Annotated in this window: 8 protein-coding genes; 3 read left to right on the forward strand and 5 right to left on the reverse strand. The window is 47.0% G+C overall.

Going from position 1 to position 13,537, the window contains the following annotated elements:
- Positions 1-2: 2 nt before the first annotated feature.
- The 4 genes from hutI to IR173_RS08205 all read right to left on the reverse strand — a co-directional run bounded on the left by hutI (position 3) and on the right by IR173_RS08205 (position 4,587).
- On the reverse strand, positions 3-1,247 hold the full coding sequence (gene hutI, locus IR173_RS08190; RefSeq protein WP_237039166.1) for an imidazolonepropionase: 1,245 nt from the start codon (positions 1,245-1,247) through the stop codon (positions 3-5).
- A 16-nt stretch (positions 1,248-1,263) separates the two neighbouring features.
- Entirely contained in the window at positions 1,264-2,166 is a 903-nt protein-coding gene (gene ftcD, locus IR173_RS08195) for a glutamate formimidoyltransferase (protein WP_237039167.1), read from the reverse strand.
- Between the two features lie 11 nt (positions 2,167-2,177).
- Positions 2,178-4,184 (reverse strand): urocanate hydratase, encoded by a 2,007-nt coding sequence (locus IR173_RS08200; RefSeq protein WP_237039168.1) that lies wholly within the window; start codon positions 4,182-4,184, stop codon positions 2,178-2,180.
- A gap of 145 nt (positions 4,185-4,329) precedes the next feature.
- Positions 4,330-4,587 carry a WCX domain-containing protein gene (locus tag IR173_RS08205; RefSeq protein WP_237039169.1) on the reverse strand — a complete coding sequence of 86 codons (258 nt, stop codon included), beginning with the start codon at positions 4,585-4,587 and terminating at the stop codon, positions 4,330-4,332.
- A 336-nt stretch (positions 4,588-4,923) separates the two neighbouring features.
- Here IR173_RS08205 and IR173_RS08210 point away from each other — a divergent pair, with 336 nt between their 5' ends.
- A complete protein-coding gene (locus tag IR173_RS08210) occupies positions 4,924-8,265 on the forward strand; it encodes a SusC/RagA family TonB-linked outer membrane protein (RefSeq protein WP_237039170.1) in 3,342 nt (1,113 codons plus the stop codon).
- Between the two features lie 30 nt (positions 8,266-8,295).
- Positions 8,296-10,251, forward strand: a complete 1,956-nt coding sequence (locus tag IR173_RS08215; protein ID WP_237039171.1) for a RagB/SusD family nutrient uptake outer membrane protein — start codon at positions 8,296-8,298, stop codon at positions 10,249-10,251.
- Positions 10,252-10,586: 335 nt separating this feature from the next.
- Here the strand turns inward: IR173_RS08215 and IR173_RS08220 are convergent, their stop codons facing one another.
- Complete coding sequence (locus tag IR173_RS08220; protein ID WP_237039172.1) at positions 10,587-11,804, reverse strand: S-adenosylmethionine:tRNA ribosyltransferase-isomerase; 1,218 nt, start codon at positions 11,802-11,804, stop codon at positions 10,587-10,589.
- Between the two features lie 1,072 nt (positions 11,805-12,876).
- Here IR173_RS08220 and IR173_RS08225 point away from each other — a divergent pair.
- The gene (locus IR173_RS08225; protein ID WP_394800651.1) at positions 12,877-13,470 is read left to right on the forward strand and encodes an RNA polymerase sigma-70 factor; all 594 of its coding nucleotides are present in this window, start codon (positions 12,877-12,879) and stop codon (positions 13,468-13,470) included.
- The last annotated feature ends 67 nt before the right edge of the window (positions 13,471-13,537 follow it).

Here is a 13,537-nt window from a genome sequence, read left to right on the forward strand (position 1 = left end):
ATTTAAAATAGGATACGTCCTGCTTTGATGGTGTGTTGCACGGAATTCATGCCGGTATAGTAAACGAGTACGGCCGGGGTATCGGTGTCCAGCAAGACAAGGTCTCCCTGTTTGCCGACTTCGATACTGCCTGTCCGGTGGGCATAACCCAGTGCGGCTGCTCCATTTAATGTCATAGCGGTGATAGCTTCTTCCAATGTGAGATGCATATATAGGCAAGCCAGTGCAAATGTCAGTGGGATGGAACCGGAACAACAGCTGCCCGGATTGAGGTCGGTGGCGAGAGCTACGGCACAACCGCTGTCTATCATGTCACGTCCGCGTGCATAAGGTTCACGGAGTGTAAAGGCGGTCAGGGGCAGGAGCGTGGCGACAACCTTATTTTCTGCCATTGCACGAATGCCGCTATCCGAAGCGTGCAGCAGATGGTCGGCGCTGAGTGCTCTTATTTCACCGGCAAGTTCGGCACCGCCGAAACTTACAATTTCATCGGCATGTATCTTTGCACCGAATCCTTGTTTCTGTGCCGCTTGCAGGAGTCGTCGGGATTGTGTTACGGTGAAGACGCCTTGTTCACAAAAAATGTCGCAATTCTCTGCAAGGTGCTTTTCACGGACCAGAGGAAGCATCTCATGGATGAGAAAGTCAATGTATTCGTCGGCTCTGCCCTGATATTCGGGAGGCAGTGCATGTGCACCGAGGAAAGTGGCGGCGATATCTACTTTGCGTTGCGGGGAGAGATTGATGGAACGCATCACTTCCAGTTGTTTGAGCTCGGTATCGCAGTCGAGTCCGTAACCGCTCTTCCCTTCCACAGTAGTGACCCCCATACGGCTCATGACATCAATAAACCATTCGGCTTTGCATTTCAATTCCTCCGGTGTCGCTTCACGAGTGGCATGTACCGTGTTGATAATGCCGCCTCCGCGTTGCATGATACTCATATAACTTTCCCCATTCATGCGCCAAACGAACTCTTCGGGGCGATAACCGCCGAAAACCAGATGGGTATGTGAATCAATGAATCCGGGAAGCAATACCCGGCCCCCGGCGTCGAGAATTTCGTAATCTTCTTTCGGCTCTGCATACGAAGGATGTGACGGGCCTGCGTAGGTAATCACTCCGTCGGTTACTACTACGGTTCCTCCGGTGAGATCCAGCAGTCGGTTCATCTCTTTACCTTTCAGGGCAGAGGTGCCGAGAGGGGTGATGATGCGGGCATTCTTGATGATAAGATTGTTGTTCATGGCGATAGGTTCCTTGTTATTCCATAATCTGTGCTTCCAGCACTTGCTGCATCGAGAAGTTTTCCAGCCCCAAATAATAGGAGGCTGTGTCAATCAGGGCTTCCATGGGAACCAGGCCCACAATTTCGCTGCCGATAATGCTTACTCCGTAGCGGCGGGCTTCGAAACGCACCATCTCAAAAGCCCGATAGAGGGCAGTTTTGCTGTAGTCTGTCAGATTCATGGAAACTTGTGTGATGCCTCGGTCTTTCAGTTCTACGCCCATAGCCTTGCAGAAGCGCAGTCCGCCTCCGATAAAACGGATTTTCTTGGCAATGTCATGTGCAATCTCCAGACTGGGTGTGTTCAGGTTAATATTATAAGCTACTAAAGGCATACGTGCTCCGATGGCAACGGTTCCGGCAGTGGGATGTCGTTCTTCGGGACCGAAATCAGGATGCCATTCGGGTTGATGGATTTTCTCGGCCATGCCTTCGAATTCTCCTTTTCGGATAGTGGCAAGATTCTCGCGATGAGGAGCGCTTGCTGATTTTTCATACAGGAAGACAGGAAGCCGATAGGTATCCGCCACCTTTTGCCCTACTTCTTTAGAGATGGCAATGGCTTCGTCCATGGTACATCCTTTGATGGGGATAAAGGGGACTACGTCTGCTGCTCCCATTCGCGGATGCTGCCCTTGATGATGGTTGAGGTCAATCAGCTTCACTGCTACGCCAATGGCCTCTATCACAGCCTCTTTTAAAGCGTCGGGTTCTCCCACAACAGTGACCACAAGACGGTTATGGTCTTCGTCATTGCTGTAGTCGAGCAGTTTCACTCCGGCACGTGCACGGAAGGGAGACACTATCTGATCTATTTTCTGCAAATCGCGCCCTTCGCTAAAGTTGGGAACGCATTCCATGATTCTTGTCCAGCTCATAATTCGTAACGTTATTGTTGTTTTATACCTTTTTCTTTTAATACTCTGTCGATTAATACATCTTCTGCCAGATGCGGCATGGTGATGTGATAACCTTGTTCTTGGTGGGTGCGGTTAAATTCTTCGGATGTTTCCATGGCGTGCGGATTGCGTGCCCATGCGCGTCGTGCCACGCCGCCCATGACATCCCATAGCATAGACGAACGCAAAATGGCATCTACCCGCTCGCTGCCGTCGCACACCATTCCGAATCCGCCGTTGACAGCCTTACCGATACCCACGCCTCCGCCATTGTGCAGGGCGACCAGACTCATGCCGCGTGCACAGTTACCAGCAAAGCACTGGACTGCCATATCTGCCATCACATTGCTGCCGTCCTTGATATTCGATGTCTCGCGAAAAGGGGAGTCGGTTCCACTCACGTCATGGTGGTCTCGTCCCAACATGATGGGGCCTACTTCGCCTCGGCGTACCATTTCGTTAAAACGCAGGGCGATATTCATGCGCCCGAGTGCGTCCTGATAGAGGATGCGTGCCTGAGTGCCGACTACCAGATTGTTTTTTTCGGCATCGCGTATCCATATCCAATTGTCCATGTCCTGTCCGCGTCGTTCTTTGGGGATACACTCCATGGCGGCATGGTCGGTCTTTATCAAATCTTCGTGTTTACCGCTGAGGCAAACCCAACGGAAAGGGCCATAACCATAATCGAAAAGCTGCGGTCCCATGATATCTTCCACATAAGAAGGCCAGATGAAACCGTCTTTTTCGTCGATTCCGTTGCGTGAGATTTCCTTTACTCCTGCATCATAAATGGCTTTCATAAACGAATTGCCGTAATCGAAAAAATAAGTACCGTGTTCTACCAATGCTTTAATGACATTGAAATGACGCCGTAGTGAAACATCTACCAGCTTTTCAAATCGTGTGCGGTCTTCTTTCAACAGGCGTGTGCGCTCGTCAAAGGTGATGCCTGCCGGACAATATCCTCCTTCGTACACGGCATGGCACGAAGTTTGGTCGCTCAGCAGTTCAATGGCTATATGATTATTCAAGGCATATTCCAACAGCTCCACTACATTTCCGTGATAGGCAATGGAACAAGGTTTGCGTAACCTCATGGCTTCGGCGGCAAGGGTATAGGCTTCTTTCAAGTCGGAAGTGACATGTTGCACCCATCCTTGGCGATACCGTGTTTCGATGCGTGACACATCCACTTCGGCAATGATGGCAGCGGCTCCTGCTATTTCGGCGGCTTTGGGTTGGGCTCCGCTCATTCCTCCCAAGCCAGAAGATACAAAGAGATGACCGTTCAGATTTCCGTCCTGCGGCACACCGAGTTTCATGCGCCCGGCATTTAATAAGGTATTGAATGTGCCGTGTACAATTCCTTGCGGACCGATGTACATCCATCCGCCTGCTGTCATCTGACCGTAATTGGCAACGCCCATCTGTGCGGCGATTTCCCAGTCACGCTGGTTGTCGAACATGCCTACCATCATCGAATTGGTGATAATGACACGCGGTGCTTCGGGCTTTGACTTGAACAGACCAAGAGGGTGTCCGCTTTCCACTACCAAAGTCTGTCTGTCAGTCATTATTTCCAGGTATTGCTTGATGAGGCGGTATTGCATCCAGTTCTGGCATACTTGTCCCGTTTCGCCGTAAGTGACGAGTTCGTAAGGATAGAGGGCGATGTCGAAACTCAGGTTATTGTCTATCATTACCTGAAAAGCTTTCCCTTCTATGCAGTTCCCTTTGTATTGGTCAATAGGCTTTGCCTTCAAGTCACCTTGCGGTCGGAAGCGGTAGCCGTAGATTTTCCCCCGGGTGAGCAGTTCGTCCATAAATTCCGGGGCGAGTTGGGCGTGAAGTTCTTCGGGAATGTAGCGTAGCGCATTCCTCAGTGCGGTTTCTGTTTGTGCCGGTGTCAGACGATAACCTCTGTCGGGCGCACGGCGGATGCCTTCTACAAAAGTAGGATAGGCGGGAAGTTCTTTAGATAAGGTGATAGTCATAGCATTCAGGTGTTTTGTCACAAAGATAGTAAAACAACTGAGATACTATGAATTAATGAATATGTTTAGTGACATAAAGTAATAGAAACTCCTATGTATTATGGCAGGTTAAGAAGTCCAATTCTATCTTTTATAGTATATAGATTTAGTCATTATACATTTGGAAGACACGCTGTGCCATTTCTCTCATTTCTTGGCGTAAAGTGGCTGGAGCTATTACCTCAACACTATCGCCAAAGGAGCGTAGAAGCGAACGTAATTTATAGTTGTCTTGTACCTTCAGTCGAACCTCCCATTTACCGTCGGTCTGTTTGCTGTTTAGCACAGATTGAGACTCATGCAGTGGCTTTGTTGTAATATAATTCCACGCCTTGTCGGTAACATGCAAAATGACATTTTCCACGGGTGCACCTGTTCGGCAGGACGATAGGTAATAGAGCGCTCGTCCTCCTCATCCTCGCCAGGACGTATCTTGACCGGTTGCCTTCGATAATATTCGCGGTTTTTTGTAGCAAAATGTCTTATGCTGATATAGAAACTTACACACTGTCGGAAGGCTTCTTTCTTATGAAATACTTTATCGTTATTCAAGACAATATCGCAATATATGTATTACTAAGGCGGATATGGACAATTTTATATTATTATTCGGACGATTTTTATAGATGGCTGCTATGCCGATTTAATACATTTGCAAATATTTAAAGAAATAATATTTATTAATCCTAAAAAAACTTTTATGGAACAAAAATGCAGAATTAAGGGTAAACTGCCCAAACTTCTCATGCTACTGTGCATGTTCTTATGTTCCTTTACAATGGCTTTCGCACAGAAAACCGTCAAAGGGACAGTGCTTGATGAAACAGGCTCGTCTGTCATCGGTGCAAACGTGTTGGAAAAGGGAACTACCAACGGAACAATCACCGACATGGATGGAAATTTTACCCTTAAGGTAAAAAACGATGCTGTTTTGGTGGTCAGCTTTATTGGTTACAAGGACCAGACAATCCCTGTTAAAGGCAAGACTGAATTTAAAATCACATTAAAAGAAGACAGTGGTCTGCTGGATGAAGTCGTGGTTGTAGGTTACGGTGTGCAGAAGAAAGTAAATCTTACCGGAGCTGTGTCTACCGTTTCGGCCGAAAAGCTGGAGAGCCGTGCTACAACAAGCCTGTCCAGTTCATTGTCCGGTCTGGCCGCAGGTGTACAGGTCAACCAGGGATCGGGAAAGCCCGGCAGCGATGGAGCCAGCATCCAGATGCGCGGTCTCGGCAGTTTCAACAGCTCTTCTCCCATGGTCATCGTGGACGGGTCAGAAGCCTCTATGGCATCTGTAAACAGCGATGACGTGGAAAGCATCTCTTTCTTGAAGGACGCTGCCAGTGCCGCTATTTACGGTTCGCGCGGTGCCAACGGTGTAATCCTCATTACCACCAAGAAAGGAAAGAAGGGACAGGCACCCAAAATCACCTATACAGGTATTGTGACCAATTCAAAGATGAGCGGCAAGGCTTTCCATTTCGAGGACAACTATGCTGAATATATGGAAATGGCCAACCGCTGGAGTACCAACCGCGACTATAAGGCCGGCACCAAATATACCCAGGCGGCTATAGACGAATGGCGCGAAGGCTTGAAGAAGGCGGCATCCAATCCTAATGGCATAGACAATCCATACGGCGTACCAAACTTCCTGGCATACCCCAGCACACAGTGGGTAGAAGAGTTGTTCCGTCCTTACACCATGCATAAGCACAATGTGTCCATCACCGGAGGTAGCGACAAAACCACTTATCTGCTTTCGTTCGGATATATGGACAATCCCGGTATGCTTCAGAACACAGGTCTGAAGAGATATGAAGGACGTGTGAACGTGGAAACCGAAATCAACAAATTCCTGTCGTTCGGCACACAGACGTATGCCACGTTCGAAAACAGCGAACCGGGTAATACCAGCTTTACATACATGTTCCAGAATACTCCGGCCATGACTCCGGAATACAACGGTCGTTACGGCGTTGCAGTGGACGGATCTTCCACTTCCAACCTGCTTGCAGACGTGCTGGCTCGAGGAGGTTCCTATAACGATACGCGTCTCAATACCACTTGGTATGCACGCTTGAAGCCCTTCAAAGGTCTGACCATCGAGGGACGTTTCAACTATCAGACCACATTCAATGAATCGGAAACTTATAGCAGAACCATTGACAAGGAGAACTTCCGTACCGGCGACTTCTATGCAGGCACCAGCAGCGACCAGGCAACCACTTACCGTGCCACTACTCGCTACCAGAACCGTACACAGGTGGGTACTGTCAGCTACGCCAACAAGATTGGCGACCATGACTTTAACATCATGGTAGGTACGGAACAATACTACTGGACGGTGAAGGGCTTCAACGCTACCCGTACAGGCTTGCTTGACATGTCGTTGCCCGATTTTACAGCCGCTACGGACAAGATGATTCCAACCGTTGGCGGTACACCTATGCAGGAATATGGCGTGATATCTTATTTCGGCCGTGTGAACTACTCTTATAAGGACCGTTACTTGGTGGAAGCCAATTTCCGTCGCGATGGTTCTTCACGTTTCGGTCCCGACCATCGTTGGGGTACATTCCCTTCCGTATCTCTGGCATGGCGTGTCTTGGAAGAGCCTTTCATGGAACCTGTCAAGAATGTCTTTTCTAATTTGAAGCTGCGTGCATCATGGGGACGTTTGGGTAACACCACTTCCGGATACTATGACTGGCAGGCTACTTACAGCTCGAACAACTACTCATTTGGTGGCGAAACTGTTAAGGGATTGAAATTGAGCAAGATCGCCAATCCGTATTTGCATTGGGAAACAGGTGAATCTACTAACGTTGGTCTGGAAATGGCTTTCTTGAATAACCGTTTGTCAGTGGAGGCTGACTGGTATCAACGTACTACAAAAGGTATCTTGGCTACACCTTCCATCTTTATGACCATGGGTAGTGTGAGTGCTCCTGTTACCAATACATCGAATATGCGTAACCGTGGTATTGAAATGAACTTGCGTTGGTCCGACAAAATCAAGGACTTTGAGTATAGTGTAGGTATCAATTTCGCTTACAACAATAATAAAGTAACGAAATATAAAGGCAAACTGAAACAAGGATGGGAAGTGGATGAAAATGGGAACCGTGTCTACGTGACCAACCGTGGTGATGTGGCAGACTATGGCAACACTATAGTAGTAGAAGACCACATATACAACGAACATTTCCTTTACGAACGTCACAAGGGTAACGGAAACGTCTACTTGGCAGACGGCGTGACTCCTGACCCCCATGGAGGTCCGCGTGACGGCATGATACGTACCAAGCAAGACCTTGACTGGGTACGCGCCATGATAGACTACCGCGATGCGGACGGCAACCGTGTGTACAACATCAACAACCAGAGTGTAGGGCAAGGCAAGGGTCTGTGGTACGGTGAAATGGTTTACGCGGATGTCAACGGTGACGGTATGTACGGCACAAACGACGATGACCGTGTATTCACAGGCAAATCCACCACTCCCAAATACACATACGGCATCAACTTCTCTGCTGCATGGAAAGGAATAGACCTGAACATGACCTGGGCAGGAAATGCGGGCATGTATCGCCGCATCTACGAACGCGGCTTCAATGACATGAGCGACGCAGGCTGGCAGGAAGGAACCATCGTGGCAAGAAACGCGCGCCACATCTACTATTATTGTGACCCGGAGCTGTCTGTTACCGATCCGAATTACGACCCTGCCAACGACCCGAACGCAAACATCTACGCGTCCTACATGCGTATAGGCAACACCAACAGTGCGCATCGTGCGAATACCGGCGAATTGTACAATGCTTCATACATCAAGCTGAAAACATTGCAGATTGGTTACACCTTTCCACAGGCATTGATGAAGAAGGCTTATATCAACAAGTTGCGTGTCTTCGCTTCATTCGAGAACTTGCTTACCATCACGAATTTCCCAGGTGTGGATCCTGAAATGGGCGGCTCCGGATTCCAGTCCTATCCTATTCCCCGTATGATTTCCGGTGGTTTAAATATTACTTTCTAAATCTACTGACTAACAACTGAAACAATGAATATGAAAAAAATAATTCTTCCTCTCATAGGATTAGCTTTTTGTGGGTTGCAAAGCTGTGTGGACCTGAACATGGCTCCCCACAACCAGATTGCTTCCGGAAACATGTGGACAAACTCCACATTGACCAACGCAGGTGTGGCTGCCATCTATCAGAACTTGCGCGGATGGGGCATCTACAATCAGGACTATACCAATGCGACTCCTGCTTTCGAAGCATTGAGCATGTCTACTGATGCTTACCGTACACCTCCTTATCTGAAGGGCACTTCAGGTTCCGGCGACGGACTGTTTTCAAACGCCTGGAAGTATTTATACGAAGGTGTCCATCGTGCCAACTCTGCCATCGATGTTCTGTCGGAGCCGGGCAGCGGCGGCGTGGACGACGAAACCCGCTTGCGCCTGTTGTGCGAGAGCAAGTTTCTCCGCGCTTTCTACTACACCAGGCTGAACGAGCTCTTCGGCCGTTATGGTCTGGGGGTGCCTCTCTATCTGGAGCCGTTGGGGTCTGTGGACGAATGTACCAAGGGACAATCTCCTGAAGACGAAGTCTGGGCACAGGTCATCCAGGACTTGACCGACTGTATAGATGAGCCGAATTTCCCCGACCATTATGCCGAAACAGGACGTGCCTGCAAGGGCGCTGCCTACACTTTGCGCGGACGTGTCTACCTGATGATGGGAGCAAAGTATAATTACGACAATAAAGTAGGCACCGTGACGGGTACCAAGATAGACGAAAGTCTGCTCCGCAAGGCCGTGGCCGATTTCGAGAAGGTGGGACAATGCGGTTTCAGCTTGTTCAAGGGCGGATACAAGCAAATCTTCACTGAAGCGAACGAAGGATGTGAGGAGATGATTTTTGCCGTTTCCAATACGGATAAGCTGAAGGGATACGGAAACTCCACTCAACGTTATTGCGGAACTCGTTCTATGGTGGGACACGACGGAGTGGAAGGTTGGTCTTACTTCGCGCCATCCAATGCCTTGGTGGATTTGTATGAGTATAAAGACGAGCAGAGGGATTTCGACTGGAATGACATTATCCCCGGTTATTTCGATATTTCCGAGAGAGACCGTCTGATTTATTTTCTCCGCGACTCCTTGGAAAACGGAGACGTGCTGGGTGGTCCTGAATTGAGAAAAATGATTGTAACGAAGATCAATACTGTATCGGAGAAAAACCGCGGTTTGTACTTGGGCGACGGAAACGAAGCCCGTCTGAAGAAAGCTTGGGAGAACCGTGACCCTCGTCTGCGCTACAACGTGATTCTGCCCTATGATGAACCTTACATGGGAGGCGATGCCAAGCGCCTGAATGCAGGCGACCTCAATCCGGTGCCCTACGTGTTCCGCTGGCCGGTGAAGCAATCGCGTCATTATGTGGATATGCAAAAAGACCCTTCCTGGGGTGTGGATGCTCCGTATGACCTGATGCAGGACGGTAACAGTGAAGCGGAATTTGCCTACCGTTACCGTAAGTTCGTCATGGAAGGCTATGAATGTGAATATGCGCAGGACAGCCCTATCGACGAACCTGTGTACCGCTATGCTTATGTCTTGCTGATGTGGGCTGAGGCATTAGCCCAGTTGGATGACTTGACAGGTGCGGCCGAAAAGGTCAACATGGTTCGTCAGCGTCCATCGGTAGAAATGTGGCCATATACATTTAGCAACAAGGAAGATGCGCTGAACAAAATCCGCAACGAGTCCCGTCGTGAGTTCTGTATGGAAGGAGTCAACTTCCTCGAAGAATTCCGTTGGGGTACTCTTCGCCAAACCAAGTTCGAGCCTTTCATGAACTATCAGCCCGGTTCTAAGACTTGTCCCGGATTCCAGAGCAGTGGTAACGGTGGTGTAAGCTGGTCTACAACAAATGACTATAGCATCTTCCCTGTACCTCGGTCGGAAGTAGAAAAGAACCCGAATCTGACAAAAACTCCGGGTTGGGTGTACTAAAAGATTTCATGACCGTATAGGTGTTTTAATGTAAAAAAGGGGCCTGTCAAACTCTTTCTTGAGTTTGGGTAGGCCTCTTTTTTATTGGGCAAGTGGGGTCATATACCTGTTCGGATTTTCAAGCATGTGCTTGCGGATATCGTTCCGGCCGGAACTTGCACCACCGTTAAACAATGGCGAGCCCCTTTTCATACGGATGATTAAGCCTTTCCATACTGAATACTACTACGTCCTGCCGTAGCGGGACGTAGTAACCGTCTGTAAAAAAAGCCTTAATGGTAGGGAAGAAAACGCTTAGTGGTGCGGAAGGAAGATGTCATGCCTGTGACAGGTTCTCAGGGTATCAGCAACGAACTGTCTCCGTAGCTCAGGAACCTGAAATCATGTCTCAAGGCATAATTGTAAATCTTCCGCCAGTCTCCTTTCACGAAGGCGGAAACCAACAACAGTAATGTGCTTTGCGGTTGGTGGAAATTGGTAACCATCTTCTTCACAATTTTGTATTCGTAGCCCGGAGCAATGATGATTTGCGTACTAGTGTGCAATGCTTCTATGTGGTGACGATTCAGATAGTCAAGTATATATTGTAAAGCCTGTATAGTGCTGATACCATTGTTCTCTTCGTAAGGCATCCATTGTTGCACGTGCAGTTCTTCCTGATTGGCATCAGGATTGCGGCTGATAACTACACCTATATAATATAGGCTCTCCAATGTTCTCACCGAAGTGGTTCCTACGGCAATGGCACATCCTTCGTGTGCAATCAGTTTCTCAATAGTCTGTTTGTTGACAGAGATGTACTCTGTGTGCATTTCATGTCCTTCTATTTCTTCACTTTTGACAGGCTTGAAGGTACCTGCCCCTACGTGCAAGGTCAGTTCTTCACGGTCGATGCCGTGGGCGTCCAATGCTTTCAATACACGTTCGGTAAAGTGTAACCCGGCAGTGGGCGCGGCTACCGATCCCTTTATCTTGGAATAGACCGTTTGATAAGTTTCTTTATCGCTTTCCTGTGTATCACGGTTGAGGTAGGGAGGAATAGGCAGTTCGCCTACCACTTCCAGCAGGTCGGCAAAAGTAATGCTGTCATCATTCCATTCAAAATCAATCCAATGGCTTGTGCCGCGACATTCACCGCGTGTGGCAGTCAGTGTCACTTGTTTCCCTTTCACGTCTACCACGCGACTCAGTGCTCCTTCTTTCCACTTCTTCAGATTGCCAATCATGCAGAGCCAGCTGCATTTTTGCGTTTGCTGGAAAGACAGTACATAATCGTTCGGCTGTATAGGCTCCAGACAGAACACTTCAATCAGCGCCCCTGTTTCCTTGCGGAAGTGCAGACGTGCCTGAATCACCTTTGTATTGTTGAAGACCATCAGTTCGCCCTGTTCCAGATATTCCGGCAGCGAAGTGAATGTATCTTCGCTCACTTCACCGTGGCGGTATACCAACAGTTTGGATTGGTCACGCACCGTCAGCGGAAACTTTGCAATCCGTTCGTCGGGCAGCGGGTAGTTGTACTCGCTTATTTTGATATGTTTTGTATCTTCCATTTGATTTCGTTTCATAATTTGCGCAAAAGTACCGATATTTGCTCTGTACATTGAATATAAGTTTTTTATATTTAAATGTAACCAAACTCGTACGTGTATGTTTCTTATTGAACCTGACAAAGGTAACAATTATTTTTTATCTGATTCATCCTCTTTTCATTTTTTCTGGGTCAGTTATTATTGGGGGGATTTAACATATCAAACACCTGTCTCCGGATGTTGTCTTCTCCGGTTTTCAACCTCTGCATACGTTTTGAACTCCCTAAGTCGTTTCATTAGGCGGAATAAGCGTTTTCGTCCTTTCGATTAAGCCTGTCTGTCAGTCGAATTACTACAGTCTTCGGCAATGGACTGTATAGTCCGTTACTGTAGACCGTACAGTCCACCGTAACGGACTGTACGGTCCGCTGTCGGAGACTGTAATAATCTTCCGTTTAAGAAGACTTGGCTGACCCTAAGAAACGGCTTACTCTTCCCTTTGTTGGTGATATGACATGTTAAATCCCCAAGAGAACAATGTGACCCTTCTTTTCTCCTTTTCAATCCCTCTTAAATCTTTATATATATGAGAAAAGAAGATTTACTGGGGTAACCCTGTTTCGGTTGGTGGGCGGGATATTCATTCGAAGGTTATGAAATCGGAGGTAATTATACAGGCTTTAGTCGCTATACATTATGGAAACAAGAGTAGTGGAGGTAATTGGTACTGATGATATTTAACGAACTGTTGTTTGTTAGATGGTACAAAATGGGAAAAGTCATAAAATCCTATTCTTTTTTCGTCTAAAAATGTATCTTTGCGCCTGATATGGCAACAAAAAGAGTACTTGTAGATAGGAATTTTGGCTGTGTCATTATGCGTACACATCGTTTGACATGTCATTTATCATGTTATCGGATGATGTTACCATTTCATTTAATGGATTATGTATTGTAGCATAAATTTTCCCATCCCCATGGAATGAACTTCACAAGTTCAATACGGATTTTTAGGTTAAATGCTATAATCTACTACGATGGAACACCGTATTAGAGTTACTGATTTTTTGTTGTTATAACTTTAATGATGGCTATGGAAAAACTTATTATAGAGCAGTTGAAGCAAGGAAATGAAGATGCTTTTAAATACATATATAAACAGCATTATGTATTGCTTTGCCGTTTTGCGAACCAAATGTTGGCCGATGCTGCTTTGGCTGAGGAAATAGTGGATGATGCGATTTTTTATTTGTGGGAACACCGAGGTGATATTGAAATTGAATATTCAATTCGTGCATACCTTATGCGTGCTGTCCGTAATCATTGTTTAAATGAGCTGAATTCGCTAAGGAGGCGGGAGGAACTTTTGGTCTCTTCATTTTTCTTTCCGGAGAATATGGAGTTTCTAGACCGGATTTTTGTTGAAGATGAGCATCCTTTAGGTTATTTATTGGAGCAGGAATTGGAAAGTGAACTGATTCGGAATATTGAAGAACTTCCTTTAGAATGTCGTACGGTGTTTAAAAAGAATCGTTTTGAACAGAAAAAATACGAAGAAATAGCAATAGAACTTAATATTTCAATAAACACGGTTAAATATCACATGAAGAACGCATTATCCTGTCTTCAGCAACGGATGGAAAAGTACCTGAAACTACTTGTTCTCTATATTTTCTTAGGAAATTGAAAAAAAAACTTCATTTAGACTACCCTTTAAAACTTATTTTTTGCCTTATATAATAACAGCACTTAAT

It is taken from the genome of Phocaeicola faecalis, assembly GCF_021730445.1.
In the GTDB taxonomy this organism is placed as follows: domain Bacteria; phylum Bacteroidota; class Bacteroidia; order Bacteroidales; family Bacteroidaceae; genus Phocaeicola; species Phocaeicola faecalis.